The sequence below is a fragment of the Pseudonocardia sp. ZF1 genome (assembly GCF_056835605.1).
On the sequence record NZ_JAJNBY010000001.1, the window covers coordinates 3,176,219 to 3,202,368 of the forward strand.

Below are 26,150 nucleotides of genomic sequence, written 5' to 3' on the forward strand. Positions count from 1 at the left end.
ACCATGACCAACGAGCGACTGGCCGCGCTGTCCGCGGCCGGGGTGTCCATCTGGCTCGACGACCTGTCCCGGGAGCGCCTGGCCAGCGGCAACCTCGCCGCCCTGATCGACGACAAGCACGTCGTCGGGGTGACCACCAACCCGACGATCTTCGCCGGTGCGCTGTCCGACGGCGCCGCCTACGACGAGCAGGTCCGCGAGCTCGCCGCCCGCGGTGCCGACGTCGACACCGCGATCCGCGAGATCACCGTCGCCGACGTCCAGCAGGCCTGCGACGTGTTCTCCGGGGTGTGGGAGCGCACCGGCGGTGTCGACGGCCGGGTCTCCCTGGAGGTGGACCCGCGCCTGGCGCACGACACCGAGGGCACCGCGGCCCAGGCGAGCGAGCTGTTCAAGGCCGTCGACCGGCCCAACCTGCTGGTGAAGATCCCGGCGACCGAGGAGGGCCTGCCGGCCATCACCCGGGCGACCGCCGAGGGCATCAGCGTGAACGTGACGCTGATCTTCTCCGTCGAGCGCTACAAGCTCGTGATGGACGCCTACCTGACCGGTCTGGAGCAGGCGAAGGAGAACGGGCAGGACCTGTCCCGGATCCACTCGGTCGGCTCGTTCTTCGTGTCCCGGGTGGACTCCGAGATCGACGGCCGGCTGGAGAAGATCGGTGGCGACGCCGCGCTCGGCCTGCGTGGCAAGGCGGCCGTCGCGAACTCGCGGCTGGCCTACGCCGCCTACCGCGACGCCTTCTCCGGTGCCCGCTGGGACGCCCTCGCGGCCCACGGTGCGCACGCCCAGCGCCCGCTGTGGGCCTCCACCGGGGTGAAGAACCCGGACTACCCGGACACGCTGTACGTGTCCGAGCTGGTCGTGGACAACACCGTCAACACGATGCCGGAGAAGACCCTGCTGGCCTTCGCCGACCACGGTGAGGTCGACGGGGACAAGGTCACCGACACGGCCGGGGCGTCGCAGCAGGTCTTCACCGACCTGGAGGGCCAGGGCATCGACCTCGACGACGTGTTCCTCACCCTGGAGAACGAGGGCGTCGAGAAGTTCGAGAAGTCCTGGACCGAGCTGCAGGACACCGTCCGCGGCCAGCTCGACTCCGCGAAGTAGTTGAACGAGGCCACTCCCGGTGGCGACGGGGCCGACCTCGGCTCCGCCGCCACCGGCGGCCCGTCCGCACCCGCACCGTCCCCGGTGCGGGTGCGGCTCGCCGGTGAGCCGTTCGCCGGAGCGGCCCGGCGGATCGCCGCCGAGCTGGCCGGCGAGACCGTCGCCCCCCGGCTCGCCGACGCCGACCCCAGCGTCTGGGGGCCCCGCGCCGCGGGGGCCCCGCCCCGTACCGGCTGGACCGGGCTCGCCGCCCGCAGCCGGCCCCTCGTCGGGCAGGTCGCCGCGCTGCGCGAACGGTTCGCCGTCGCCGGTGCGCACCGGGTGCTGCTCGTCGGTACGCCCGACGCGGTCGCCGCGGCCCGCGTCGTCGCCGGCACCGACCCGGGTGGGGCCCGGCTGACCGCACTGGACTCCGCGGACCCGGTGCAGGTCGCGGAGGCGCTGTCCGGGGAGCTCGCCGAGACCGTCCTCGTCGTCGCCGACGCGGCGGGCACCGACCCCGTCGTCGCGGCCGTCACCCGGGTGGTCGCCGCCGCGATCGCCGAGGAGGTCGGCGCCGACGCCCTCGCCGCGCGCACCGTGCACCTGACCGAGCCCGGCTCACCGCTGGACACACCCGGCGACCCCGGCCCGGTCGTGGTCACCCTCGACGCGGACGTGCCGGGCCGCTTCGGCGTGCTGGGCCCGCTCGGGCTGGTCCCCGCGGGGCTCGCCGGGGCGGACGTGCCCGCCGTCCTGGGCGACGCCGTCGCCGCCGAACGCGCGCTGGCCGCCGACGACCCGGACAACCCGGCGCTGCTGCTGGCCGGCGCACTGGCCGCGGGCCGCGGCTCGCTGCTGGCCCTGCGCGACGCCGAGCGCTCCCCCGCCCTCACCGGCTGGCTGGCCCCGCTGCTCACCGCGGCCGGGCTCACCGTCGTGCCGGTGCCGCCCGACGAACCGGTCGGCGCGGGCCCCGCCCCGCAGGAGCCCACCGCACCCGCGGGCGTCGTGGACGTGCACGCCGACGGCACCGGCCCCCGGCCCGGGCCGGGCCAGGGCGCGGTGCGGCTCGACGCCGGCCCGGGTGCCGCGGTCGTGCTGTGGCAGGCCGCCGCGGCGCTGGCCGGGCGGGTCCTCGACACCGACCCGTTCGCGCCCGCGCCGCCCGCGCCCGCCGAGGGTTCCGACCCCGAGCCGTCGTTCGTCGACGGCGGGATCGCCGTGCACGCCGGGGACTGGCTGCCGCCCGCCACCCGCACCGTCGCCGGTGCGCTCGACGCGCTGGCCGCCGTCGCCGACGGGGCCCCGGCGGTCGTCTCGGCCTGGCTGGACCCGGAGTCCGACGCCTCGGTCGCGGTGCTGCGCGGGCCGCTGGTGGCCCGGCTCGGGCTGCCCGTCGCGTTCGGCTGGGCCCCGGCCTGCCGCAGCGGCGACACCGGCGCACCGGACGTCGCGGTGCACTGTCACCTGACCGGGAACGGGTCCGGCGGTGATCTTCCGGGTTCCGTCGGCGCGGACACCGTGCCTCCCGGTCCGGGACTGGATAGCCTGCACGCGGCACAGGCCCGGGCGGTCATGGACGATCAGCGGCGCCGGGGACGTCCGGTGCTCCGGCTGCACCTGACCGACCGGCTCGCCGGACTGGTCACCCTGGCCAGGGCGGTGACATCGACACCGACGTCGACCGAGCCCTCGACCGAGCCGTGACCCCGGTGCCCCGATCACGAGAACACCAGTACTAGGAGGGGCGATGCCCACCGCGAACGGCGGACGGACCAACCCGCTGCGCGACCCCCGTGACAAGCGGCTCCCCCGGATCGCCGGCCCCTGCGGACTGGTGATCTTCGGAGTGACCGGGGACCTGTCCCGCAAGAAGCTCATGCCCGCGATCTACGACCTCGCCAACCGGGGGCTGCTGCCGCCGGGCTTCGCCCTCACCGGCTTCGCCCGCCGCGACTGGGACCACGAGGACTTCGGCCAGGTCGTCTACGAGGCCGTGCGCGAGCACGCCCGCACCCCGTTCCGGCAGGAGGTGTGGGACCGCCTCGCCGAGGGGCTGCGGTTCGTCCAGGGCTCCTTCGACGACGACGCCGCCTTCGACGAGCTGGAGCGCACCGTCCGCGAGCTCGACGAGAAGCGCGGCACCGGTGGCAACCACGCCTTCTACCTGTCGATACCGCCCGGCGCGTTCCCGGTGGTCTGCAAGCAGCTCGCCCGCTCGGGGCTGTCCGCCCAGGAGGACCCGGACGTGTGGCGCCGGGTCGTCATCGAGAAGCCGTTCGGCCACGACCTCGCCTCGGCCATCGAGCTGAACGCGATCGTCAACGACGTCTTCCCCGAGGACTCGGTGTTCCGCATCGACCACTACCTCGGCAAGGAGACCGTCCAGAACGTGCTGGCGCTGCGGTTCGCCAACCAGCTGTTCGAGCCGATCTGGAACGCCAACTACGTCGACCACGTCCAGATCACCATGGCCGAGGACATCGGCCTGGGCGGGCGGGCCGGCTACTACGACGGCATCGGCGCCGCCCGCGACGTCATCCAGAACCACCTGCTGCAGCTGCTCGCGTTCACCGCGATGGAGGAGCCGACGTCGTTCTCCTCCGACGAGCTGCGCGCCGAGAAGATCAAGGTCCTCAAGGCGGTCAAGCTCGCACACCCGCTCGACGCCACCACCGCCCGCGGCCAGTACGAGGGCGGCTGGCAGGGCGGCGAGGAGGTGCCCGGGTTGGCCCAGGAGGAGGGGTTCGACCCGGAGTCGACCACCGAGACCTTCGCCGCGATCACCTGCGAGGTCGAGAACCGCCGCTGGGCCGGGGTGCCGTTCTACCTGCGCACCGGCAAGCGTCTGGGCCGCCGCGTCACCGAGATCGCCGTGGTGTTCAAGCGGGCCCCGCACCTGCCGTTCGACGCGACGATGACCGAGGAGCTGGGGCAGAACGCCCTGGTCATCCGGGTGCAGCCGGACGAGGGCGTCACCATGCGCTTCGGGTCCAAGGTGCCGGGCAGCCAGATGGAGGTCCGCGACGTCACGATGGACTTCGGCTACGGCAACGCCTTCACCGAGGCCTCCCCCGAGGCCTACGAGCGGCTCATCCTCGACGTGCTGCTCGGCGAGCCGTCGCTGTTCCCGGTCAACGAGGAGGTCGAGCGGTCCTGGGAGATCCTCGACCCGGTCCTGGAGCACTGGGCCGCCGACGCGCGCGGCCCGGACTCCTACCCCGCCGGGTCCTGGGGCCCGGTGTCGGCCGAGGAGATGCTGGCCCGCACCGGGCGCCACTGGAGGCGGCCGTGAGCGCACGGACGGCAGCCGCGGAGAAGACGGAGACCCCATCGTGATCATCGATCTCCCGTCGAGCACCACCTCGGCGGTCAACCGCAAGCTCGTCGAGCTCCGCGAGTCCGGTGGCGTGTTCGCGCTGGGCCGGGTGCTGACCCTGGTCGTCGTCACCGACGACGGCCCGGAGCTCGAACGCGCGATCGACGCCGCCAACGCGGCCAGCCGCGAGCACCCCTGCCGGGTGATCGTCCTGGCCCGCGGGCAGCGGCGGGCCTCGCCGCGGCTCGACGCCCAGATCCGGGTCGGCGGCGACGCCGGCGCCAGCGAGGTCATCGTGCTGCGCGGCTACGGCCCGCTCGCGGCCGAGGAGGCGGGCGCGGGCATGGTCATGCCGCTGCTGCTGCCGGACGCCCCGGTCGTCGCGTGGTGGCCGAACGAGGCGCCCGCCTCGCCGTCGGAGGACGCGGTGGGCCGCCTCGCGCAGCGCCGCATCACCGACGCGCTGTCGTCGAAGAACCCGGTGAAGGCGTTCGAGGCGCGCCGCAAGGACTACGCGCCCGGCGACACCGACCTGACCTGGACCCGGCTCACGCAGTGGCGGGCCCAGCTGGCGGCCGCGCTGGACGTGCCGCCGTACGAGGACATCAGCGCCGCGGTCGTCGCCGGGGAGGCGGTGTCGCCGTCCACCGAGCTGATCGCGGGCTGGCTCGCCGCGAGCCTGGGGGTGAAGGTGAAGCGCTCTCCGTCGGAGAGGGACCACGGGCTCTCGCTGGTCCGGCTGACGCGCCCGTCCGGTGACGTCGAGCTGGCCCGCCCGGACGGCAAGACCGCCCGGCTGACCCAGCCCGGCCAGCCGGAACGGCTGATCGCGCTGGCCCGTCGGCACGTGTCGGACTGTCTCGCCGAGGAGCTGCGCAGGCTCGACCCGGACGAGGTCTACGCCGAGGCTCTCGCCGGGGTGGCGAAGGTGACCCGCGGCCGTACCCCGGTGAAGGTGCGCGCGTGAGCGCCGCGACGCAGGTGCAGGTCGCGGTGCACCCGGACAAGGACGCGCTCGCCGCGGCGACCGCGGCCCGGCTGATCACCGCGCTGGTGGACCTGCAGGCCGCGGGCACCGTCCCGCGGCTGGTGCTCACCGGCGGCGGGGTCGGGATCCAGCTGCTGCGCGACGTCGCCGCCTCCGCGGCGCGCGACGCCGTCGACTGGGCCCGGGTGGACCTGTTCTGGGGCGACGAGCGCTTCGTCCCCGCCGACGACGGCGAGCGCAACGACCGCCAGGCCCGCGAGGCCCTGCTCGACGCGCTGCCGCTGGACCCGGCCCGGGTGCACCCGATGCCCGCGGCCCCGCCGGGCGGCGGCACGCGCGACGACGCCCTCGCCGCGGCCGCCGACTACGCCCGGCTGCTCGACGACCTGGCCGGCCCCGACGAGGACGGCGTCCCCGCGTTCGACGTGACCCTGGTCGGGATGGGCGAGGAGGGCCACACCCTGTCGGTGTTCCCCGACTCCCCCGCCGTGCACGAGCAGGCGGCGACGGTCGTCGCTGTCTTCGACTGCCCGAAGCCGCCGCCGACCCGGATCTCGCTGACCCTGGCCGCCGCGCGCCGCTCGCGCGAGGTGTGGGTGGTGGCCGCCGGGGCGGGCAAGGCACCGGCCGTCGCGGGTGCGCTCACCGGCACGCCGGAGACCGAGCTGCCGGTCGGCGGGGCCCGCGGCACCGTCACGACCCGCTGGCTGCTCGACACCGAGGCCGCCGCGGACCTGCCCGACGGGATCGTCGCCCGAGTCTCCTGACGGGCGGCCCCCGGATGTGAGATGCCGCGCCCGGGCGGGGTGCCGCACGTGGACCTGCGGTTAGGGTCCCCGTCATGCGTATCGGCACCCCGCTCGGCCCGGACCCCACCCGCGTGCTGCTGCTCGGCTCGGGTGAGCTGGGCAAGGAGGTCGCGATCGCGTTCCAGCGCCTCGGCGTGGAGGTCGTCGCCGTCGACCGCTACCCGCACGCCCCCGCCCACCAGGTGGCGCACCGGTGGCACGCGATCGACATGACCGACCCGGTGACGCTGGCGACGCTCATCGAGCAGGAGGCGCCCGACCTCGTCATCCCCGAGATCGAGGCCATCGCCACCGGCGCCCTGGCCGAGATCGAGGTGGCCGGGACGACCGTGGTCCCCACCGCGCGGGCCGCGAAGCTGACCATGGACCGCGAGGGCATCCGGCGCCTCGCCGCCGAGGAGCTGGGCCTGCCCACCTCCCCCTACGTGTTCGCCGACACCCTCGACGAGGTCCGCGACGCCGTCGCGACGGTCGGGCTGCCGTGCGTGCTCAAGCCGGTGATGTCCTCCTCCGGCAAGGGCCAGTCGGTCCTGCAGAGTGCCGACGACGCCGACGCCGCCTGGGAGTACGCCCGTACCGGCGCCCGGGTGTCGAACCCGCGGGTGATCGTCGAGGGCTTCGTCGAGTTCGACTACGAGATCACCCAGCTCACCGTCCGGCACGCCGGCGGCACCGCGTTCTGCGAGCCGATCGGGCACCGCCAGGAGAACGGCGACTACGTCGAGTCCTGGCAGCCCCAGCCCATGTCCGACGCCGCGCTGGCCGCCGCCCGCGACGTGTCCGCCCGGATCACCGAGGCCCTCGGCGGGTGGGGCCTGTTCGGGGTGGAGCTGTTCGTCCGCGGCGACGAGGTGCTGTTCTCCGAGGTGAGCCCCCGCCCGCACGACACCGGCCTGGTCACCCTCGCCACCCAGCGGCTCTCGGAGTTCGAGCTGCACGCCCGCGCCGTGCTGGGCCTGCCGGTGGACACCGCGCTGCGCTCCCCCGGCGCGTCGGCGGTGGTCTACGGCGGCAAGGAGATGGACGCCCCGGCCTACGAGGGCGTCGCCGACGCGCTCGCGGTCGAGGGCGCGGACCTGCGGCTGTTCGGCAAGCCCTCCTCGACCGAGCGGCGCCGGATGGGCGTCGCGGTCGCCCACGCCGACGACGTCGACACCGCCCGGGAGCGCGCCACCCGCGCCGCGGGTCTCGTGCGTCCGGTCCCCCGGGAGCGATGAGTCCGGCGCACCGCCGGGGTCTCCCCCTCGTGTGACGCCGAGAGCCGGCGTCGCGGGAAGGGGACGACATCATGAAGCCGATCACGCCGTGCCTGTGGTTCGACGACGTCGCCGAGGAGGCGGCACGGTTCTACACCGGCATCTTCCCGGACTCGGGCGTCGACACCGTCGTGCACTACGGCCCGGAGGTCCCCGACCGGGAGGGCCGGGTCCTGACCGTGGGGTTCCGGATCAACGGCCAGCCCTACACCGCACTGAACGGTGGTCCGGTGTTCACCCTCTCCGAGGCGATCTCGATGGAGGTGCACTGCGAGTCCGCCGAGGAGGTCGACCGTTACTGGGACGCCCTGGTCGACGGCGGCGTCGAGCAGCCCTGCGGGTGGCTCAAGGACCGCTACGGGGTGTCCTGGCAGGTGATCCCGCCGGGGGTGCGGGAGTGGCTGACCTCGCCGGACGCGGAGGCCCGGTCTCGGGTCGCGCGGGCCGTGTACGCCACCCACGGCAAGCTCGACGCCGTCGCCCTGGAGAAGGCGTACCGCGGGTAACCTGGTCCGGGTGGCGGCACGGACCGGACTCGTCGTGGCGGGCGCGGGAGCGCGCGGCGCCTACGAGGCGGGTGCGCTGACCGAGCTCCTGCCGCGGATGGCGCGGCGGTGGTCGGCGCCGTCGGTGCTGGTCGGCACGAGTGCGGGCGCGCTCAACGTGGCCGCGCTGGCCGGGCTGTCCGACGTCGCCCCGGACGCCGCGGCCGCCGAGCTCGTCGCCCGCTGGTCCTCGGTGCGCACCGAGGAGGTCGTGGCGCTGCCGTCGTCGGCGGTGGAGGCGACCGCGGCCTACCTCGGGGACCTCGCCGGGGTCCCGTCGTGGCTGCGGAGGCTGCTGCTGGTGCCGGACCGGGTGACCCGCCTCCTCGACGCCGACCGGCTGCGCCCGGTGGTGGACCGGGTCGTCGACTGGGACCGGCTGCACGACGCCGTCGCCCGCGGCCGGGTCGACGCCGTCGGGGTGGCGTGCACCGCCGCCGGGACCGGCGGGACCACGGTATTCGTCGAGCGCGGGCCGGACGTGGCGCTGCCGCCGTACGACCCGGGTCGCGACATCCGCTACGTCGACGCCCGGCTGGACCCGGACCACCTGCTCGCCTCGGCCGCGGTGCCGGTGCTGTTCGCGCCGCGTCGCATCGAGGGCGAGGCGGCCGGCTGGTACCTCGACGGCGGGGTCCGGCTCAACACCCCGCTCAAGCCCGCACTGCGCCTGGGCGCGGACCGGGTCGGCGTCGTCGCGACGACACCGGACGTCCCGTTCGGCGAGTCCGCCGCGGCGCCGTCCCCGGCGGACCGGGTGCCCGACGTGTACGCGGTCGCCGCGCTGGCGCTGCGCATCGTGCTGGGCGCCGGGGTGACCGAGGACCTGCGGACCCTGCGCGCGGTCAACGCGCTGGTCGACCGCGGCGAGGACCGGCGGCACCGCCGGATCGCGACCTGGTTCGCCGGGCCGCCCGCCGACCGGGCCACCGAGCTGGCGGAGCTGGCCGACGCGGTGCGCCGCCGCGAGTACGGCGGGCTTCGCGCGCTGCGGAACCCGTCGCTGGCCGTGCTGGAGCGGCTGGTGGGCGGTGCGGTGCCGGACGCCGACACCACCCACGGCGCGGAGCTGCTCAGCTTCCTGTTCTTCGACCCGGTGTTCGCCGCCGCGGCGGCGGACCTGGGTGCGGCGCACGCCGCGCGCGCCGTCGCCCCCGAGGGCGGGGCGGCGCGCCGCCGGACGGCCCGTCCGGCGGCGCGCTGACGGCTCAGACCGCGTCGCTGCCGCGTTCGCCCGTGCGGACGCGCACGATGGTCTCGACCGGCTGCACCCAGATCTTCCCGTCGCCGATCTTGCCGGTGCGGGACGCCTCGACGACGGCGTCGACGACCTTGTCGGCGATCTCGTCGTCGACGACGGTCTCGATACGCACCTTCGGCACGTAGTCCACCGAGTACTCCGCGCCGCGGTAGATCTCGGTGTGTCCCTTCTGCCTGCCGTGCCCGCGGACCTCCCCGACGGTCAGCCCGAGCACACCGAGGTGTTCGAGCGCACCGCGGACGTCCTCCAGCGCGAACGGCTTGACGATGGCGGTGACGAGCTTCATCGGCTCTCCCCCACGGGCTCACGGGTGGCCGGCGTCGCGGGGCGGGAGGCCCCGGCGAGCGCGCGGGTGCCCAACGACGAGAAGTCGTAGGCGGTCTCGGCGTGCTCGGTCTCGTCGATGCCGGTGGCCTCGTTCTCCTCGTCGATGCGGAACCCGATGGTCACCTTGATCAGGTAGCCGAGGACCAGCGCGACGACGAAGGAGTACAGCAGCACCGCACCCGCGGCGAGCGCCTGGCGGCCCAGCTGGACCAGCCCGCCGCCGTAGAACAGGCCGTTGTCGCCGACGGCGGCGGAGTTGACGCTGTTGTCGCCGAAGAAGCCGATGAGCAGGGTGCCCACGATGCCGCCGACGAGGTGGACGCCGACGACGTCGAGGGAGTCGTCGAGGCCGAAGCGGAACTTCAGCCCGACGGCCAGCGCGCACACCGCACCGGCGATGAGCCCGATGGCCAGCGCCCCGACCGGCTGCACGAACCCGCACGCCGGGGTGATCGCGACCAGCCCGGCGACGGCGCCGGAGGCCGCACCGAGGGTGGTGGGGTGCCCGTCGCGGACCTGCTCGACGAGCAGCCAGCCGATCAGCGCGGTGGCGGTGGCGAGCATGGTGTTGGTGAACGCGGTCGCGGCGAGGTCACCCGCGGAGAGCGCGGAACCGGCGTTGAAGCCGAACCAGCCGAACCACAGCAGCGCCATGCCCAGCAGCACGAACGGGAGGTTGTGCGGACGCATCGGCTCGCGCGGCCAGCCGCGACGCTTGCCGAGCACGATCGCCAGCGCGAGCGCCGCGGCACCGGCGTTGATGTGCACCGCGGTGCCACCGGCGAAGTCCTCGGCCTTGAGGGTGTTGGCGATCCAGCCGCCGACGTTGTCCGGGCCGGTGAAGCCGTCGAAGGCGAACACCCAGTGCGCGACCGGGAAGTACACGATGGTCACCCACAGCACGACGAACGCGGTCCAGCCCCAGAACTTCGTGCGGTCCGCGACGGCGCCGGAGATCAGCGCCGGGGTGATGACCGCGAACATGAGCTGGAACATCACGAACGCCGGCGCGGGCAGGGCGTCGGTGCCCGGCCACGGGGCCGAGTCGCTGCCGACGCCGACCATCGCGCCGACGGTGTTCGCCAGCCCGGCGAACTCCCCGCCGCCGATCAGGCCGCCGCCCACGTCGTTGCCGAAGGCCCAGCTGTAGCCGTACAGCGCCCACAGGACGCTGACCACGGCCAGGCAGATGGTGCTCATCATCAGCATGTTGAGCACGGACTTGCTGCGGGTCATCCCGCCGTAGAAGAACGCCAGTCCCGGCGTCATCAACATCACCAGCGCGGCGCTGACCAGCACCCACGCGGTGTCTCCCGCATTCACGCCCACGCGTCCTCCGTCGTCGCAGTTCCCCGACCCCGGCAGGGATGGTTCGCCCGCGGTGTTTCGTGGAGCAACCGGATGCGGTTTCCGGTGGGTGTCGGGTCCGGGCATCCGGCACGCCCGGCGCAGACACCGCCGACGCGACACACGACGCAGCCGGGACCGACGGTCCGAACCCGGACCGGGCGCAGATGAGTTCCGGCGACGGCCCCGGTCTCCACTGCAACGGCGGCCCCGGCCCGGGACCGCGAGCACCGAGGGAGCCCGCCATGACCACCACCACCCGTACCGGGACCGCGTCCACCACCTCCGACACCCGTCGTCCGCGGGCCGCCACCGTCGGCCTGTGGGTGCTGCAGGTGCTGCTGGCCGCGGTCTTCGTGATGGCGGCGCTGCCGAAGGTCGACGCCGACCCGGTCGCGGTCGCCGGGTTCGACCTGCTGGGCCTGGGGACCGTCGGCATGGTCGTGGTCGGCTGGCTGGAGCTGGCCGGCGCGGTCGCCCTCCTGGTCCCGCGGCTGTGCGGGCTCGCCGCCGTCTGCCAGGTCGCGCTGATGGTCGGGGCCACCGCGGTCACCGTGGTGCTGATGCCCGCGATGGTCGCGTTCCCGGCGCTGACCCTGGTGGCGGTGTGCGTGGTCGCGTGGGCCCGCCGCCGCGACACCGCGGCCCTGCTGCGCGGCCTGCGCCGCTGACCGCCCGCACGGCGACGGCCCGTCCCCTGCTCCGGGGGACGGGCCGTCGTGGTGCGGGTCGGGCTCAGCCGATCCCGTCAGCCCATCTCGTCGAGCCGGCCGTTCGTGTAGTCGTCGTAGGCGGCCAGGTCGAGGAAGCCGTGACCGCAGTAGTTGAACAGGATCACCTTCTCCTCCCCGGTCTCCTTCGCGGCGAGCGCCTCGTCGATGGTGGCGGCGATGGCGTGCCCGCACTCCGGCGCGGGGATCTTGCCCTCGGTGCGCGCGAACTCGATGGCGGCCTCGAACACCTTCCCCTGCGGGTAGGCGACGGCCTCCATCCGCTCGTCCTTGACCAGCGAGGACACCAGCGGCGAGTCACCGTGGTAGCGCAGCCCGCCGGCGTGGATCGACGGCGGCACGAAGTCGTGGCCCAGGGTGTACATCGGCATCAGCGGGGTGAGGCCCGCGGTGTCGCCGAAGTCGTAGTCGTAGCGGCCCTGGGTCAGCGTCGGGCACGAGAGCGGCTCGACGGCGAGCAGCCGCACGCCGGAGTCCGGCACGAACGGGAAGGCGATCCCGCCCAGGTTGGAGCCGCCACCGCACGGCGCGATGACGACGTCGGGCAGCCGCTCCCCCGCCAGCGCCAGCTGCTCCTTCGCCTCCAGACCGATCATGGTCTGGTGCAGCAGCACGTGGTTGAGCACCGAGCCGAGCGCGTAGTGGGTGTCGGAACGGCCGACGCAGTCGCGGACCGCGTCGGAGATGGCCGAGCCCAGCGAGCCGGGGTGGTCGGGCTCGTCGACGGGCGACGGCACGACCTCGCCGCCCCAGGTCTCGATCGCGATCCGCCGGTAGGGCTTCTGCCCGTAGGACGCCCGCACCATGTAGACCTTCAGGTCCAGGTCGAACTGGGCCGCGGCGAACGACAGCGCGGTCCCCCACTGGCCCGCGCCGGTCTCGGTGGTGAGCCGGGTGGTGCCCTCCCGCGCGTTGTAGAACGCCTGGGCCACGGCCGTGTTGGTCTTGTGGCTGCCCGAGGGCGAGAGGGACTCGTCCTTGAAGTAGATCCGCGCCGGCGTGCCCAGCGCCTTCTCCAGCCGGGTCGCGCGGACCAGCGGCGTGGGCCGCCACAGCCTCAGGATGTCGAGGACCTCACCGGGGACGTCGATCCACGGCTCGGCGCTGACCTCCTGCTCGATCAGGGCGGTCGGGAACAGCGGCGCCAGGTCGTCCGGGACGACCGGCTCGCGGGTCCCGGGGTGCAGGGGCGGCTGCGGCGGCGTCGGCAGGTGCGGCACGACGTTGAACCATGCCGAGGGGATCCGGTCCGGGGGCAGCGTCCAGCGGCTCATGACCACCGAATCTAACCCGGACGTGCGCCCGGTCACGAACCCGGCGCGCCGTGGGACCGGGTCAGAGCTCCCGGGAGGCCCGCAGCCGGCCGAGGGCCTCCTCGAGGATGGCCTCGCCGTCGGCGTCGCTGCGCCGCTCCTTCACGTACGCCAGGTGCGTCTTGTACGGCTCGGTCCGGGGCGCGGCGGGCGGGTTCTCCGCGTCGCGTCCGCCCGGCAGCCCGCAGCGCGGGCAGTCCCAGGTCTCGGGGACCTCGGCCTCCGCGGCGAACCAGGTGTTGTTGACGTGCCCGTTCGCGCAGTAGAACGGGATGCGCTCGCGCGGAGCGGTCTCGCCCCGCTCGTTCTCGCCCATCGGTCCCGCACCGACCCGGGTACCGCGGATCGCGTTGCCGCCTGCCATGTCCCGTTCCCTCTCGTCCGTCCGAGGTGTCAGCCTGTGGCCAGCAGCAGGCCGTTGCCGACCACCGCGATGAGCCAGATGAGACCGACGAAGACCGTGTAGCGAGCGATGTTGCGGTCCGCCGCCGCCGAGCCGGACAGGCTCGACTGCACGCCGCCACCGAAGAGACTGGTCAGACCACCACCCTTGCTGCGCTGCAGCAGGACCATCGCGATCAGCAGGAGGCTGGTCACGATCAGGATGATCTGGAGGGTCAGGATCACGTGCGCTTCCCCATCAGTGGTCGCTCGCCGGAGTGGGGAGAGAATACTCCAGCGGCCCCGGCCCCCACTGACAGGGGACCGGGGCCGCGGGACGGGAACGGGGCCGCCTACGGCAGCGGACCACCCGCGGCGATCGCCGACAGCTTCGCGAACTCCTCGGCATCGAGGCTGGCGCCGCCGACGAGTGCGCCGTCGACGTCGGTCCGGGCCACGATCTCGCCCACGTTCGACGACTTCACCGAGCCGCCGTAGAGGACGCGGACCGTCCCGGCGACCTCGTCGGAGTACAGCTCGGCCAGCGTCGCCCGCAGCGCGGCACAGACCTCCTGCGCGTCGGCCGGGCCCGCCACCTTGCCGGTGCCGATCGCCCAGACCGGCTCGTAGGCGAGCACGAGACCGGCCGCCTGCTCGCCGGTGACGCCCTTCAGCGCCCCGCGCAGCTGGTCGGTGCAGTGCTGCACGTGGGTGCCCGCCTCGCGGACGTCCAGGCCCTCGCCGACGCACAGGATCGGGGTGATCCCGTGCTTGAGCGCGGCGAGCACCTTGGCGTTGACGACCGCGTCGTCCTCGCCGTGGATCTCGCGCCGCTCGGAGTGCCCGACGGCGACGTAGGTGCAGCCCAGCTTGGCCAGCATGACGCCCGACACGTCACCGGTGTAGGCACCGGAGTCGTGCGGGGACAGGTCCTGGGCGCCGTGCACGAGGCGCAGCTTGTCGCCGTCGATCAGCGTCTGCACGCTGCGGATGTCGGTGAACGGCGGCAGGACGGCCACCTCGACCTTGTCGAGGTACCGGTCGGGCAGGGCGAAGGCGAGCTTCTGCACCACCGCGATGGCCTCGAGGTGGTTGAGGTTCATCTTCCAGTTGCCCGCGATGAGGGGCTTGCGGGTGGCCATCAGGCGTCCTCCTCCAGCACGGCGACGCCCGGCAGGGTCGCGCCCTCCAGGAACTCCAGGGACGCGCCGCCCCCGGTGGAGATGTGGGAGAACGCGTCCTCGGCGATGCCGAGCGCCCGGACCGCGGCGGCGGAGTCCCCGCCGCCGACGACGGAGAAGGCGTCGCCGTCGGCGATCGCCTGCGCGACACCGCGGGTGCCCTCGGCGAACGGTGCCAGCTCGAACACGCCCATCGGGCCGTTCCAGAAGATCGTCTTCGCGTCGGCGATGCGGGCCGCGAACTCCCGCACCGAGTCGGGCCCGATGTCGAGGCCCATCCAGCCGTCGTCGATCCCGTCCACCGGCACCGTCTTCGTGTTCGCGTCCGCGGAGAACGCGTCGGCGACGACGACGTCGGTCGGGAGGACGATCTTGCCGGACTCCAGGAGCGTCCGGCAGGTGTCGACCTGGTCGGACTCCAGCAGCGAGGAGCCGACACCGTGGCCCTGCGCGGCGAGGAACGTGAAGCACATCCCGCCGCCGACGAACAGCGTGTCGACCTTCGGCAGCAGCGCCTCGATCACGGCCAGCTTGTCCGAGACCTTGGAGCCGCCGAGCACGACCGCGTACGGGCGCTCCGGCGAGCCGGTCAGAGTGCGGAGCACCTCGACCTCGGACAGGACGAGCCCGCCTGCGTAGGCGTCGAGCCGCTGCGCGACGTCGTAGACCGACGCCTGCTTGCGGTGCACCACGCCGAACCCGTCGGAGACGAACGCCGCGTCGTCGCCGACCAGGGCGACGAGCTCGTCGGCGAACGCGCCGCGCTCGGCGTCGTCCTTGCTGGTCTCGCGGGCGTCGAACCGGATGTTGTCCAGCATCACGACGTCACCGGCGGCCGTCGACGGCAGCGGCGTGCCGAGCTCGACCAGGCGCACCGGGGCGCCGAGCAGCTCGCCGAGCCGCTGCGCGACCGGGGCGAGCGAGAGCTTCTCGTCGGGCCCGTTCTTCGGGCGACCCAGGTGCGCGGTGACGACGACCTGCGCGCCCGCACCGGACAGCGCCTGGATCGTCGGCACCGACGCACGGATGCGGCCGTCGTCGGTGATGTTCCGGTCGTCGTCGAGGGGAACGTTCAGATCGGAGCGGACCAGCACGGTCCGGCCCTGTACGCCCTCGGCGACGAGGTCGTCGAGGGTCCTCACAGCTTCGACGCCACCAGACCGGTGATGTCGACGAGGCGGTTGGAGTAGCCCCACTCGTTGTCGTACCAGCCGACGATCTTGACCTGGTTGCCGATGACCTTGGTCAGACCCGAGTCGTAGATGCACGAGTGCGGGTCGGTCACGATGTCGGAGGAGACGATCGGGTCCTCGGTGTACTTCAGGACGCCGGAGAGCGGGCCCTCCGCGGCCGCCTTCATCGCCGCGTTGATCTCGGCGGCGGTGACCTCCTTGCGGACCTCGACGGTCAGGTCGGTGGCCGAGCCGGTGGGGATCGGCACCCGCAGCGCGTAGCCGTCGAGCTTGCCCTTGAGGTGCGGCATGACCAGCGAGATCGCCTTCGCCGCACCGGTGGAGGTGGGGACGATGTTCAGGGCGGCGGCGCGGGCGCGGCGCAGGTCCTTGTGCGGCCCGTCCTGCAGGTTCTGGTCCTGGGTGTACGCGTGGATCGTGGTCATCAGACCCTTCTCGATCCCGGCCAGGTCGTCGAGCACCTTCGCCATCGGCGCGAGGCAGTTGGTGGTGCAGGACGCGTTCGAGACGATGGTCTGCGAACCGTCGTAGTCGCCGTCGTTGACGCCCTTGACGATGGTGATGTCCTCGTCGGTCGCCGGGGCGGAGATGACGACCTTCTTGGCGCCGCCGTCGAGGTGCTTGGCCGCGGCCTCGCGCTTGGTGAAGATGCCGGTCGACTCGACGACGACGTCGACGCCCAGGTCCTTCCAGGGCAGCTCGGCGGGGTCGCGGACGGCCAGGCCCTTGAAGCCCTTGCCGTCGACGACGATCTCGTCGCCCGAGGTGGTGACCTCGTAGGGCAGGCGCCCCAGGATCGAGTCGTACTTGAGCAGGTGCGCGAGCGTCGCGTTGTCGGTGATGTCGTTCACCGCGACGATCTCGATGTCCGTGGTGCCGGCGGCGCGCTGGGCGTCCACCGCCCGCCAGAAGTTCCGGCCGATGCGGCCGAAGCCGTTGACTCCTACGCGGACCGTCACAGATGCCTCCAGGGCTCGTCGTGCCTGTCGTCTTCTCCCCCGGCCCGCCGGGTCCCGGCGGTGGGGTGTGGCAGGTCGATCGCGGGTCGGCGCCCGTGGCGGGCGCCGGCGCGTGCCGTGCTCGGCAGCCACCCTATCGGCGCATCGGCCGTCGCGACTCCCGTAGGGCCCGTGACCTGCGCCGCGCTCGGGGATCGGGCGCGGTCGGACCGCTCCGGACGGGCCCCGGTGTGGGGACGGACCGGTACCGGCCGGTATCCGGACACACGACGGCCCCGTGCCCGGGCGGGTCACGGGGCCGTCGCGGGCGTGCTCAGGCCAGGCGGAGCAGGCGGCGCCAGCCGGGGCGGGTGTCGGGGACGCCGGCGGCGGCGCGCTCGTCGTCGGAGAAGCCGTCGACGGGCTCGTGCGGGCGGCCGTCGCGGGCGCGGGTCACGAACGCCGAGGCCGCGGACAGCGCCGCGGTGACCCCGGCCGCGCCGGGACCGGCGGTGATGGTGGCGGTGACCGGCACGCCGAAGCGCTCGGCCCCGTCGCCCGCGGGCCGCTCGGCGACGGCGACGGCGGCGTCCCCGCCCTCGCCCCGGTTCTCCCCGGACGCGGCCGCCCGCGCGCCCGCGGCGGCCGGGATCGTGCCGGTGGTCACGTCGACCAGCACGAACTCCCAGGCGTAGGTGCTCTGCTGGTGGACGATGCGCTCGCGGACGGCGGAGGTGTCGCCGACGGCGCCCTCCCCGACGAGCAGGACGACGACCCGCTCGGGGCGGTCGGCCTCGTCGCGGGCGGCGAGCTCGTCGCCGACGGCGCCGAGCAGCCGGGCCGCGCCGCCGCGCAGGTCCGGGCCGCCGAGCGGGCGCAGCTTCGCGGGCAGTGCGGTGCGGGCCTCGGCGGCACCGACCGGGACGGCGGGCGGGTGCGTGCCGTCGGGCAGCGAGCGGGTGAGGTCGTCCCCGGTGGCGACGACGACCTGCAGGTGACCGTCGTGGGCGTCCTGCTCGGCGAGCAGGTCCGCGAGACCGGAGCGCAGCGCGGGCAGGAGCGGCCGCAGCATGCTGGATCGATCGAGATGAACGGCGAGGAGGGTGGAGCCCGGGATCGTCACGGCGGCATCATGCCCGACGCCCCGCACCCCCCTCGTGACGGGGTGTGACCGCGGTCAGCGCCCGCCGCCCTCCTCCTCCAGCATCTCGGCGGTGACGGCGGACTCGGTGTCGGGGATGCCGAGCTCGGCGGCCTTCTTGTCCGCGGTCTGGAGCAGCCGCCGGATCCGGCCGGCCACGGCGTCCTTGGTCATCGGTGGGTCGGCCAGCTGGCCCAGCTCCTCCAGCGACGCCTGGGTGTGCTCGGCCCGCAGCCGCCCGGCGGCCTGCAGGTGCTCGGGCACCTCGTCGCCGAGGATCTCCAGGGCGCGGCTGACCCGGGCCGCCGCGGCGACCGCGGCCCGCGCCGAGCGGCGCAGGTTGGCGTCGTCGAAGTTCGCGAGCCGGTTGGCCGTCGCCCGGACCTCGCGGCGCATCCGGCGCTCCTCCCAGGACAGGACGCTCTGGTGGGCGCCCATCCGGGTCAGCAGCGCGCCGATCGCGTCGCCGTCGCGGACCACGACCCGGTCGGCGCCGCGCACCTCGCGGGCCTTCGCCGCGACGCCCAGCCTGCGTGCCGCGCCGACCAGGGCCAACGCGGCCTCGGGGCCGGGGCAGGTGACCTCCAGTGCGGAGCTGCGGCCCGGCTCGGTGAGCGACCCGTGCGCGAGGAACGCACCACGCCAGGCGGCCTCGGCGTCGGACAGGTCACCGGAGACCACGGGCGGCGGCAGCCCGCGCACCGGGCGGCCGCGGTTGTCGAGCAGCCCGGTCTGGCGGGCGAGTCCCTCGCCGTCGCGGATCACCCGGATCACGTAGCGGGCGCTGCGGCGCAGACCGCCCGCGGTGATCACGTGCGCGTCGGCGGTGTGGCCGTACAGCTCGTGGATCTCGCGGCGCAGCCTGCGGGCGACCGAGCCGGTGTCGACCTCGGCCTCGATCACCACCCTGCCGCCCACGATGTGCAGGCCGCCTGCGAAGCGGAGCAACGAGGCGACCTCCGCGCGCCGCGACGACTGCTTGGTGACGGTGAGCCGGCTCAGCTCGTCCTTCACCGTGGCGGTCATGGCCATCGGGAGCTCCTAACGCGCTGCGGGCTGTCGTGCTGCGGCCTGTCGTGCGTGCCGTTCTCCGCCGGGACCCGGCCGGGGGTCAGAGTGCCGAACACGTCGGCGAGTGCCCCGGCCAGTGCGTCCGGGTCGTGCCGCGGGGTCGCCGCCCGGGCGTCGGCGACGGCGGCCGGCCACACCCGTCCGCCGGGGACCAGCAGGTCGGCGGCGGCCGCGTCCAGCCGGTCCGGCAGGCTCACCGACCCGGCGTCGGCCAGGACGGCGTGCACCCGCAGACCGGGAGCGTGCCCGGACAGTACTTCAAGGTGCTGTTCGGGGGAGAAACCGGCGGTCTCCCCCGGCTCGGGGGCCAGGTTGAGCAGCACGACCCGGGCCGCCGGGGTCTCCAGCAGCGCGTCGCGCAGCCCGGGCACGAGCAGGTGCGGGAGCACGCTGGTGAACCACGAGCCGGGTCCGAGGAGCACGACGTCGGCGTCGCGCACCGCGCGGACGGCCTCGTCGCAGGCGGGCGGGTCGGCGGGCCGCAGCCAGACCCGGCGCACCCGGCCCGGGGTGGAGGCGACGGCGACCTGACCGCGGATCAGGTGGGCGCCGTCGACGCCGTCCAGCGCGACCTCCGCCTCGATGTCCAGCGGCACCCGGGCCATCGGCAGGACCCGTCCGGCGCAGCCCATCAGCTCGCCGACGGTCGCCAGTGCGCGCACGGGGTCGCCGTCGCGTTCCAGCAGCCCGGCGAGCAGCAGGTTGCCCACCGCGTGCCCGGCCAGGGCGCCGGTCCCGCCGAAGCGGTGCTGGACCAGCCCGGACCAGAAGCGGCCCCGCTCGTCGTCGCCGGCCAGGGCCGCGAGTGCCATCCGCAGGTCGCCGGGCGGGAGCAGGCCGAGCTCGCGGCGCAGCCGCCCCGAGGACCCGCCGTCGTCGGCCACGGTGACCACGGCGGCGATGTCGGTGACCGGCGGGCAGCGGCGCAACGCGGTCAGCGTGGCGTGCAGGCCGTGCCCACCGCCGAGCGCGACCACGCGCAGTCCCCCGGTGCGCTCGGGTGGGCGTGGGCTCACTCGCGCCCCATGTCGCGGTGCTCGACGTTGACCTGGATGCCCTCGCGGTCGGCGAGCCGGCGCCCGATCTCCTCCGAGATCGCCACCGAGCGGTGCTTGCCGCCGGTGCAGCCGACGGCCACGGTCAGGTAGCGCTTGCCCTCGCGCCGGTACCCGGCGCCGACGAGGTCGAGCAGCTCCAGGTAGCGGTCGACGAACTCCTCCGCGCCCTCCTGGGACAGCACGTAGTCGCTGACCTCCCGGTCGCGGCCGGTGAACGGGCGCAGCTCGGGGATCCAGTGCGGGTTGGGCAGGAACCGCACGTCGACGACGAGGTCGGAGTCCAGCGGCAGCCCGTACTTGTAGCCGAACGACAGCACCGTCACCCGGGTCGCGGCATGCGCGCTCTCCTGGGCGAACGAGCCCTCGATCCGGGTCCGCAGGTCGTGCACCGACAGGTTCGAGGTGTCGACGACGAGGTCGGCGTCCTCGCGCAGCGGCCGCAGCACCTCGCGCTCGGCGTTCAGGCCGTCGGTGATGCGCCCGGCGCCCTGCAGCGGGTGCGAGCGGCGGTTCTGCTCGAAGCGGCGCACCAGCACCGCGTCGGAGGCCTCCAGGAACAGCAGCTTCGGCCGGTAGCCGCGGCCGTCGAGGTCCTTGATGACGGCACCGAGGTCGTCGGTGAACGCGCGGGAGCGCACGTCCATCACCACCGCGATCCGGGCCACCTCGCCCCGGGCCCGCGATCCCAGCTCGACCATCGTGGCGATGAGCTCGGGCGGCAGGTTGTCCACCACGAACCAGCCCAGGTCCTCCAGGACCTTCGCCGCGGTGCTGCGCCCGGCCCCGGACAGGCCGCTGACCACCGCGACCTCGATCCCCGGGCCCGCGGTCACCTCGCCGTTGTCGTCGGTCATGCCTTCTCCCCCTCGGTTCCGGCGTGCAGGGCCGCGACCACGGACTCGGCGGTCCGGCGACCGAAGCCGGGCACACCGGCGATCTCGTCGACGTCGGCGGCGCGCAGCTTGCGCACCGACCCGAAGTGCTTGAGCAGCGCCTGCTTGCGGGCCGGGCCGAGCCCGGGGACCCCGTCGAGAGCGGACGCCGTCATGCCCTGCGAACGACGCTGGCGGTGATAGGTGATGGCGAACCGGTGCGCCTCGTCCCGGATCCGCTGCAGCAGGTAGAGCCCCTCGCTGGTCCGGGACAGGATCACCGGGTCGGTGTCGTGGGGCAGCCAGACCTCCTCGAGGCGCTTGGCGAGCCCACAGACCGCGACGTCGGTGATCCCCAGCCCGGCCAGCTCCGCGGCCGCCGCGTCGACCTGCGGCTTCGCGCCGTCGACGACGAGCAGGTTCGGCGGGTAGGCGAACTTCTTGGGCCGCCCGGTCTCCGGGTCGATCCCGGTGCGCACGGTGTCGCCGGGCGCGACCTCCCCGGAGCCCTCGGTGGGGGCCGGCTCGTCGGCGGTCTCGGCCAGGTAGCGGCGGAACCGGCGGCGCACGACCTCGGCGATCGAGGCCACGTCGCCCTCGGCGGCGGCCTCACGGATCTCGAAGCGGCGGTACTCGGACTTGCGGGGCAGCCCGTCCTCGAAGACCACCAGCGACGCGACCACGTTCGTGCCCTGCACGTGGCTGATGTCGATGCACTCGATGCGCAGCGGCGCCTGGTCGAGCTCCAGGTTCTCCTGGATCTCCTGCAGCGCGGCCGACCGGGCGGTGAGGTCCCCGGCGCGGCGTAGCTTGTGCTGGGCGAACGCCTCCTTCGCGTTCCGCGCGACGGTCGCGGCGAGGTCCCGCTTGTCACCGCGCTGCGGCACCCGGATCCCCACCCTGGAGCCGCGCAGCCCGGTCAGCCAGCGCTCCAGCGCGGGCGTGTCGGAGGGCAGCACCGGGACCAGGATCTCCTTGGGCACCGGCTGCGCCGCGTCGTCGGCGGCGCCCGCGAGGGCGTGCTGCTCGCCGTAGAACTGGGAGACGAACCGCTCGACGAGCTGCTCGGTGTCGGTCGGCTCGACCTTGTCGATCACCCAGCCGCGCTGGCCGCGGACCCGGCCGCCGCGGACGTGGAAGACCTGGACCGCGGCCTCCAGCTCGTCCTCGGCGAAGGCGACCACGTCGGCGTCGGTGCCGTCGCCCAGCACGACGGCCTGCTTCTCCAGGGCGCGGCGGAGCGCCCCGAGGTCGTCGCGCAGCCGGGCGGCGCGCTCGAACTCGAGGTTCTCCGAGGCCTCGGCCATCTCGCGTTCGAGCTGGCGGACCATCCGGTCGGTGCGTCCGGACAGGAAGTCGGAGAAGTTCTCGACGATGTCGCGGTGCTCGTCGGCGGTGACCGTGCCCACGCAGGGGGCGGAGCACTTGTCGATGTAGCCGAGCAGACAGGGCCGCCCGATCTGGCCGTGCCGCTTGAAGACCCCCGTCGAGCAGGTGCGCGCGGGGAAGACCCGCAGCAACAGGTCGAGGGTCTCGCGGATGGCCCAGGCGTGGGCGTACGGGCCGAAGTAGCGGACGCCCTTGCGGCGCGGGCCGCGGTAGACGTGCAGCCGCGGGTACTCCTCGTGCATCGTCACGGCGAGGACGGGATAGCTCTTGTCGTCGCGGTAGCGGACGTTGAACCGAGGGTCGTACTCCTTGATCCAGTTGTACTCGAGCTGGAGGGCCTCGACCTCGGTCCCGACGACCGTCCACTCCACCTTCGCCGCGGTGGTGACCATCTGCCGGGTGCGCGGGTGCAGGCCGGACAGGTCGGCGAAGTAGGAGTTCAGCCGCTGCCGCAGGCTCTTGGCCTTGCCGACGTAGATCACCCGGCCACGGGGGTCGGAGAAGCGGTACACCCCGGGCGACTCCGGGATCGTCCCGGTCGCCGGACGGTAGGTGCTGGGGTCGGCCATGGTGACTCCCAGGGTAGTTGCGGGCACCGACGGTCCCGGTCCGGCCCCGGCCTCGGCGCGGGCCCCGGACGAGGTGTAGGGACGCGTGTCGGCCGGGGACCTCGCGCGGCCCCGCCGGAACTGTCGGTAGGGTCCGGTACACCTCGCCCTCGAACACGAGTTCGACCATACCGAGCCCGAGGAGACCGCCGTGAGCACCGCGCAGGAGACCGGCCCCCGCACCGACATCGGCACCGCGCCGGGTGAGCAGGTGCCCGGGGCCCGGCTGGACCGGATCCGCAAGCTGCTGGCGAAGGCGGAGCGGGCCGGCACGCCGGACGAGGCCGAGATCTACACCGACAAGGCGTTCGCCCTGATGGCACGGCACGGGATCGACGAGGCGCTGCTCGCGGCGGCCCCCGGCGCCGGGGCGGCGCGGGCCGACCCGATCGGCCGGAGCCGGATCACCGTCGACAACCCCTACAGCGGGGCGAAGGCGCGGCTGCTGGGGTGGACGGCGTCGGCGCTGCGCTGCCGCTGGGTGATGCACGACCAGCGGGGCGGCTCGGTCGCCGCGGTCACCGTGTTCGGGTTCGCCTCCGACCGGGAGCGGGTGGAGCTGCTCTACACCTCGCTGCTGCTGCAGGCCACGGCCGCGCTGGCCGCGGTCCGCCCGCCGGACCCCGGCGAGTCGGTGGCGGCCTACCGGCGGTCCTGGATCTACGGCTTCGCGGGCCGGGTGTACGAGCGGTTGTGCGAGGCCGAGCGCTCCGCGCTGGGCGAGACCGAGGCGGAGACCGGGCGGGCGGCGGCGTCGACCGAGCTGGTGCTGGCCGACCGGGGTGCCGAGGTGGACCGCGCCTACGACGCCGAGTTCGGCCGGCTGCGCCGCGCCCGCCGCCCGCAGGTGTCGGGCAGCGGTTTCCGGCACGGTGCCGCCGCGGCCGACCGGGCCGACCTGGGCGGCCCGCGCCTGGACGGCCGGGCCGGGGCGCCGGGCATCGGCGCCTGAGCCGTCACTCCCCCAGGACGGCGGTGCGGTGCAGGGTGCGCAGGGTGCGGACGTGGCGCACGGCCAGCCCGCGGTCGACGGCCTGCACGGCGAGCACCGACTGGTACTCGTCGTCGGGCAGCTCCAGGCGGGCCGAGGCGGCACCGTCGGGGAACGAGACGCCGTGCACGTCGGCCCAGTCGTACCACCGGGCGGTGATGACGTTGCGGACCTCGATGCCGTGGCTGTCGGCGCGCACCCGGGGGCGGGCCATGAGCAGCAGACCGCCGGCGACGAACGCCCCGATGACCATCATCGCGACCTGGTCGGCCGGCTGGAAGATCACCCCGGTGTCCTCGGCGGGCATGAAGTAGGCCGCGATGAGGAAGAACACCATCACGCCGGCGGCGCTGAGCCAGGCGGTCCAGCGGATGACCCGCGGGCGCAGGGTCACCGCGTCCGGTCCGGGTCCGGTCCGGGTCCGGTCCGCCGGGGCGGGGGCGGTGGAGTCGGTCGGCTGCTCGGTCACTGGAGTCTCCCTGTGCTGACCCGGGTCGGGATCACGGGCGGGTCGGGGCGCCGGCGCGCAGGTCGCGCAGCGCCAGCGCCGATTCGAGTGCGGCGATGCAGGCCTCGGACCCCTTGTCCTCGGCGGCGCCCGGCGCACCGGAGCGGTCGACCGCCTGGTCCACCGTGTCGGTGGTGAGCACGCCGTTGCCGACCGGGGTCGACTCGTCGAGCGCCACGCGGGTGAGGCCCGCGGTGACGGCGTCGCAGACGTACTCGAAGTGCGGGGTGCCACCGCGGACGACGACACCGAGCGCGACGACGGCGTCGTGACCGCGGGCCAGCTCCTGGGCGACGACCGGCAGCTCGACGGTGCCGGGTACCCGCACGACGGTGGGCTCGGCACCGGCCTCCCGGGCCGTGGCGACGGCCCGTTCCAGCAGCCGGTCCACGATCTCGGCGTGCCAGCGGGCCGCCACCACCCCGACCCGCAGTCCGCTCGCGTCCAGCTGCGTGGCCCCGGAGGGCCGGCCCTCACCGCTCATGGGCCGATTCTCGCCTCTCGGCCCGCGCGCCGCGCCACGGGGTCTCCCGGTGCGCGGTGCGCGGCCGGGTCACAGCGCCGGATCGGCGACCTCGCCGAGGTCGGGCAGGTCGTGGCCCATCCGGTCGCGCTTGGTGCGCAGGTAGCGCAGGTTCTGCGGGGTCGCGCGCACCGGCATCGGCTCGCGGCCGACCACGCGCAGTCCGTAGCCCTCCAGCCCGGCCCGCTTGTCCGGGTTGTTGGTGAGCAGCCGCATCGACCTGACGCCGAGGTCGGCGAGGATCTGGGCGCCGATGCCGTAGTCCCGGGCGTCGGCGGGCAGCCCCATCGCGAGGTTGGCGTCGACGGTGTCGGCGCCGGCCTCCTGGAGCTGGTAGGCCTGCAGCTTGTGCAGCAGGCCGATCCCCCGGCCCTCGTGTCCGCGCATGTAGAGCACGACGCCGCGGCCCTCCTTCGCGACGGCCTCCAGGGCCGCGTCGAGCTGGGGGCCGCAGTCGCAGCGCAGCGAGCCGAGGACGTCGCCGGTGAGGCACTCGGAGTGCACCCGGACGAGCACGTTCTCGCCGTCGTCGGCGGGGGTGGCGATGTCGCCCATCACCATGGCGATGTGCTCGGTGCCGTCGAGGGTGCAGTCGTAGCCGTGCGCGAGGAAGTCACCGTGGCCGGTGGGGATCCGCGCGGTGGCGACCCGCTCGACGTGCTTCTCGTAGCGGCGCCGGTAGGCGATGAGGTCGGCGATGGTGATCAGCGTGAGGTCGTGGTCGGCGGCGAACACGCCGAGCTCCTCGCCGCGGGCCATCTCGCCGGTGTTCTTCTCCGAGACGATCTCGCACAGCGCGCCGGCGGCGGGCAGGCCCGCCATCCGGGCGAGGTCGACCGCGGCCTCGGTGTGCCCGGGGCGGCGCAGCACGCCGCCCTCGCGGGCCTGCAGCGGCACGACGTGACCGGGCCGGACCAGGTCGTGCCGGTCGGTCCCCGGGTCGGCGAGCGTGCGGATCGTGTGCGCGCGGTCCTGGGCGGAGATTCCGGTGGTGATGCCCTCCTTCGCGTCCACGGTGACGGTGTACGCGGTGCGGAAGGAGTCGCGGTTGGTGTGGTGCATCGGCGGCAGGTCGAGCCGCTCGCAGGCCTCCCCGGTGATGGCCACGCAGACGTAGCCGGAGGTGTAGCGGACGGTGAACGCCAGCAGCTCCGCGGTCGCCTTCGACGCCGCGAAGATCAGGTCGCCCTCGTTCTCGCGGTCCTCGTCGTCCATCACGACGACCGGCTTGCCCTCGGCGATGTCGGCGATGGCCTTCTCGATCTGGGCGAAGCGCTCGGCCCGCTCCGAGGGGGACATCGCGGT

At 74.3% G+C, this 26,150-nt stretch carries 26 protein-coding genes; 10 read left to right on the forward strand and 16 right to left on the reverse strand.

From position 1 onward, the window contains the following. Nucleotides 1–3 precede the first annotated feature (3 nt). The 8 genes from tal (at nt 4) to ZF1_RS15450 (ending at nt 9,216) form a co-directional block, all read left to right on the forward strand. Nucleotides 4–1,113: a transaldolase gene (gene tal / locus ZF1_RS15415; RefSeq protein ID WP_405416862.1), complete on the forward strand. Its 1,110-nt coding sequence runs from the start codon at nt 4–6 to the stop codon at nt 1,111–1,113. Further along, a complete protein-coding gene (locus tag ZF1_RS15420; protein ID WP_482637600.1) occupies nt 1,114–2,802 on the forward strand; it encodes a hypothetical protein in 1,689 nt (562 codons plus the stop codon). Nucleotides 2,803–2,845: 43 nt separating this feature from the next. Further along, complete coding sequence (zwf, locus tag ZF1_RS15425; protein ID WP_062395412.1) at nt 2,846–4,390, forward strand: glucose-6-phosphate dehydrogenase; 1,545 nt, start codon at nt 2,846–2,848, stop codon at nt 4,388–4,390. 40 nt (nt 4,391–4,430) lie between these two features. Next, the gene (gene opcA / locus ZF1_RS15430) at nt 4,431–5,381 is read left to right on the forward strand and encodes a glucose-6-phosphate dehydrogenase assembly protein OpcA (RefSeq protein WP_482637601.1); all 951 of its coding nucleotides are present in this window, start codon (nt 4,431–4,433) and stop codon (nt 5,379–5,381) included. Continuing rightward, the gene (pgl, locus tag ZF1_RS15435) at nt 5,378–6,169 is read left to right on the forward strand and encodes a 6-phosphogluconolactonase (RefSeq protein ID WP_476651580.1); all 792 of its coding nucleotides are present in this window, start codon (nt 5,378–5,380) and stop codon (nt 6,167–6,169) included. The genes opcA and pgl overlap by 4 nt, the downstream gene beginning before the upstream one ends. A 74-nt stretch (nt 6,170–6,243) precedes the next feature. Beyond that, complete coding sequence (gene purT / locus ZF1_RS15440; RefSeq protein ID WP_405416855.1) at nt 6,244–7,428, forward strand: formate-dependent phosphoribosylglycinamide formyltransferase; 1,185 nt, start codon at nt 6,244–6,246, stop codon at nt 7,426–7,428. A gap of 71 nt (nt 7,429–7,499) precedes the next feature. Further along, the gene (locus tag ZF1_RS15445; RefSeq protein ID WP_482637602.1) at nt 7,500–7,973 is read left to right on the forward strand and encodes a VOC family protein; all 474 of its coding nucleotides are present in this window, start codon (nt 7,500–7,502) and stop codon (nt 7,971–7,973) included. A 10-nt stretch (nt 7,974–7,983) separates the two neighbouring features. Next, nucleotides 7,984–9,216 carry a patatin-like phospholipase family protein gene (locus ZF1_RS15450; protein WP_405416851.1) on the forward strand — a complete coding sequence of 411 codons (1,233 nt, stop codon included), beginning with the start codon at nt 7,984–7,986 and terminating at the stop codon, nt 9,214–9,216. Nucleotides 9,217–9,220: 4 nt separating this feature from the next. Here ZF1_RS15450 and ZF1_RS15455 read toward each other — a convergent pair whose 3' ends face one another. Next, complete coding sequence (locus ZF1_RS15455) at nt 9,221–9,559, reverse strand: P-II family nitrogen regulator (RefSeq protein ID WP_179762659.1); 339 nt, start codon at nt 9,557–9,559, stop codon at nt 9,221–9,223. Next, entirely contained in the window at nt 9,556–10,875 is a 1,320-nt protein-coding gene (locus ZF1_RS15460; protein ID WP_482638711.1) for an ammonium transporter, read from the reverse strand. Before ZF1_RS15460 ends, ZF1_RS15455 begins: the two co-directional genes overlap by 4 nt. 317 nt (nt 10,876–11,192) lie before the next feature. Here ZF1_RS15460 and ZF1_RS15465 point away from each other — a divergent pair, with 317 nt between their 5' ends. Further along, on the forward strand, nt 11,193–11,618 hold the full coding sequence (locus tag ZF1_RS15465) for a DoxX family protein (RefSeq protein ID WP_482637603.1): 426 nt from the start codon (nt 11,193–11,195) through the stop codon (nt 11,616–11,618). Between the two features lie 77 nt (nt 11,619–11,695). Here ZF1_RS15465 and ZF1_RS15470 read toward each other — a convergent pair whose 3' ends face one another. From ZF1_RS15470 to uvrC, 11 genes are all read right to left on the reverse strand, one after another. Continuing rightward, the gene (locus ZF1_RS15470) at nt 11,696–12,952 is read right to left on the reverse strand and encodes a TrpB-like pyridoxal phosphate-dependent enzyme (RefSeq protein WP_482637604.1); all 1,257 of its coding nucleotides are present in this window, start codon (nt 12,950–12,952) and stop codon (nt 11,696–11,698) included. 61 nt (nt 12,953–13,013) lie between these two features. Beyond that, a complete protein-coding gene (locus ZF1_RS15475; RefSeq protein WP_020627702.1) occupies nt 13,014–13,355 on the reverse strand; it encodes an RNA polymerase-binding protein RbpA in 342 nt (113 codons plus the stop codon). A 29-nt stretch (nt 13,356–13,384) separates the two neighbouring features. Next, entirely contained in the window at nt 13,385–13,618 is a 234-nt protein-coding gene (gene secG / locus ZF1_RS15480; RefSeq protein ID WP_020627703.1) for a preprotein translocase subunit SecG, read from the reverse strand. A gap of 107 nt (nt 13,619–13,725) precedes the next feature. Next, entirely contained in the window at nt 13,726–14,514 is a 789-nt protein-coding gene (tpiA, locus tag ZF1_RS15485) for a triose-phosphate isomerase (RefSeq protein WP_482637605.1), read from the reverse strand. Continuing rightward, nucleotides 14,514–15,695 (reverse strand): phosphoglycerate kinase, encoded by a 1,182-nt coding sequence (locus tag ZF1_RS15490; RefSeq protein WP_482637606.1) that lies wholly within the window; start codon nt 15,693–15,695, stop codon nt 14,514–14,516. Before ZF1_RS15490 ends, tpiA begins: the two co-directional genes overlap by 1 nt. Further along, on the reverse strand, nt 15,692–16,705 hold the full coding sequence (gene gap, locus ZF1_RS15495) for a type I glyceraldehyde-3-phosphate dehydrogenase (protein WP_208821204.1): 1,014 nt from the start codon (nt 16,703–16,705) through the stop codon (nt 15,692–15,694). The genes ZF1_RS15490 and gap overlap by 4 nt, the downstream gene beginning before the upstream one ends. A gap of 313 nt (nt 16,706–17,018) precedes the next feature. Beyond that, complete coding sequence (locus tag ZF1_RS15500) at nt 17,019–17,756, reverse strand: hypothetical protein (protein WP_062395596.1); 738 nt, start codon at nt 17,754–17,756, stop codon at nt 17,019–17,021. Nucleotides 17,757–17,861: 105 nt separating this feature from the next. Beyond that, a complete protein-coding gene (gene whiA, locus ZF1_RS15505) occupies nt 17,862–18,857 on the reverse strand; it encodes a DNA-binding protein WhiA (protein WP_062395598.1) in 996 nt (331 codons plus the stop codon). After that, a complete protein-coding gene (locus tag ZF1_RS15510) occupies nt 18,848–19,879 on the reverse strand; it encodes a gluconeogenesis factor YvcK family protein (RefSeq protein ID WP_482638712.1) in 1,032 nt (343 codons plus the stop codon). Before ZF1_RS15510 ends, whiA begins: the two co-directional genes overlap by 10 nt. Before the next feature lie 29 nt (nt 19,880–19,908). Next, nucleotides 19,909–20,808 carry an RNase adapter RapZ gene (gene rapZ, locus ZF1_RS15515; protein ID WP_208821208.1) on the reverse strand — a complete coding sequence of 300 codons (900 nt, stop codon included), beginning with the start codon at nt 20,806–20,808 and terminating at the stop codon, nt 19,909–19,911. Then, a complete protein-coding gene (gene uvrC / locus ZF1_RS15520; RefSeq protein ID WP_208821210.1) occupies nt 20,805–22,784 on the reverse strand; it encodes an excinuclease ABC subunit UvrC in 1,980 nt (659 codons plus the stop codon). Before uvrC ends, rapZ begins: the two co-directional genes overlap by 4 nt. Nucleotides 22,785–22,974: 190 nt before the next feature. Here uvrC and ZF1_RS15525 point away from each other — a divergent pair, with 190 nt between their 5' ends. After that, nucleotides 22,975–23,775 carry a DUF2786 domain-containing protein gene (locus ZF1_RS15525; protein ID WP_346103620.1) on the forward strand — a complete coding sequence of 267 codons (801 nt, stop codon included), beginning with the start codon at nt 22,975–22,977 and terminating at the stop codon, nt 23,773–23,775. Between the two features lie 4 nt (nt 23,776–23,779). Here the strand turns inward: ZF1_RS15525 and ZF1_RS15530 are convergent, their stop codons facing one another. The 3 genes from ZF1_RS15530 to ZF1_RS15540 all read right to left on the reverse strand — a co-directional run bounded on the left by ZF1_RS15530 (nt 23,780) and on the right by ZF1_RS15540 (nt 26,144). Continuing rightward, nucleotides 23,780–24,283, reverse strand: coding sequence for a PH domain-containing protein (locus ZF1_RS15530; RefSeq protein WP_482637607.1), 504 nt, complete (start codon nt 24,281–24,283; stop codon nt 23,780–23,782). A 31-nt stretch (nt 24,284–24,314) separates the two neighbouring features. Then, on the reverse strand, nt 24,315–24,806 hold the full coding sequence (gene ribH, locus ZF1_RS15535) for a 6,7-dimethyl-8-ribityllumazine synthase (RefSeq protein ID WP_405416842.1): 492 nt from the start codon (nt 24,804–24,806) through the stop codon (nt 24,315–24,317). Nucleotides 24,807–24,875: 69 nt separating this feature from the next. Further along, nucleotides 24,876–26,144, reverse strand: a complete 1,269-nt coding sequence (locus ZF1_RS15540) for a bifunctional 3,4-dihydroxy-2-butanone-4-phosphate synthase/GTP cyclohydrolase II (RefSeq protein WP_251782974.1) — start codon at nt 26,142–26,144, stop codon at nt 24,876–24,878. Between the last annotated feature and the right edge of the window lie 6 nt (nt 26,145–26,150).

Excerpts from the sequence above, each read along its gene's own strand:
- tal (WP_405416862.1), top strand. The coding sequence starts at position 4 with ATGACCAACGAGCGACTGGCCGCGCTGTCCGCGGCCGGGGTGTCCATC.
- zwf (WP_062395412.1), top strand. The coding sequence starts at position 2,846 with ATGCCCACCGCGAACGGCGGACGGACCAACCCGCTGCGCGACCCCCGT.
- purT (WP_405416855.1), top strand. The coding sequence starts at position 6,244 with ATGCGTATCGGCACCCCGCTCGGCCCGGACCCCACCCGCGTGCTGCTG.
- ZF1_RS15445 (WP_482637602.1), top strand. The coding sequence starts at position 7,500 with ATGAAGCCGATCACGCCGTGCCTGTGGTTCGACGACGTCGCCGAGGAG.
- ZF1_RS15455 (WP_179762659.1), bottom strand. The coding sequence starts at position 9,559 with ATGAAGCTCGTCACCGCCATCGTCAAGCCGTTCGCGCTGGAGGACGTC.
- ZF1_RS15460 (WP_482638711.1), bottom strand. The coding sequence starts at position 10,875 with ATGTTGATGACGCCGGGACTGGCGTTCTTCTACGGCGGGATGACCCGC.
- ZF1_RS15465 (WP_482637603.1), top strand. The coding sequence starts at position 11,193 with ATGACCACCACCACCCGTACCGGGACCGCGTCCACCACCTCCGACACC.
- ZF1_RS15470 (WP_482637604.1), bottom strand. The coding sequence starts at position 12,952 with ATGAGCCGCTGGACGCTGCCCCCGGACCGGATCCCCTCGGCATGGTTC.
- ZF1_RS15475 (WP_020627702.1), bottom strand. The coding sequence starts at position 13,355 with ATGGCAGGCGGCAACGCGATCCGCGGTACCCGGGTCGGTGCGGGACCG.
- tpiA (WP_482637605.1), bottom strand. The coding sequence starts at position 14,514 with ATGGCCACCCGCAAGCCCCTCATCGCGGGCAACTGGAAGATGAACCTC.
- ZF1_RS15500 (WP_062395596.1), bottom strand. The coding sequence starts at position 17,756 with ATGCTGCGGCCGCTCCTGCCCGCGCTGCGCTCCGGTCTCGCGGACCTG.
- whiA (WP_062395598.1), bottom strand. The coding sequence starts at position 18,857 with ATGGCCATGACCGCCACGGTGAAGGACGAGCTGAGCCGGCTCACCGTC.
- rapZ (WP_208821208.1), bottom strand. The coding sequence starts at position 20,808 with ATGACCGACGACAACGGCGAGGTGACCGCGGGCCCGGGGATCGAGGTC.
- uvrC (WP_208821210.1), bottom strand. The coding sequence starts at position 22,784 with ATGGCCGACCCCAGCACCTACCGTCCGGCGACCGGGACGATCCCGGAG.
- ribH (WP_405416842.1), bottom strand. The coding sequence starts at position 24,806 with ATGAGCGGTGAGGGCCGGCCCTCCGGGGCCACGCAGCTGGACGCGAGC.
- ZF1_RS15540 (WP_251782974.1), bottom strand. The coding sequence starts at position 26,144 with ATGTCCCCCTCGGAGCGGGCCGAGCGCTTCGCCCAGATCGAGAAGGCC.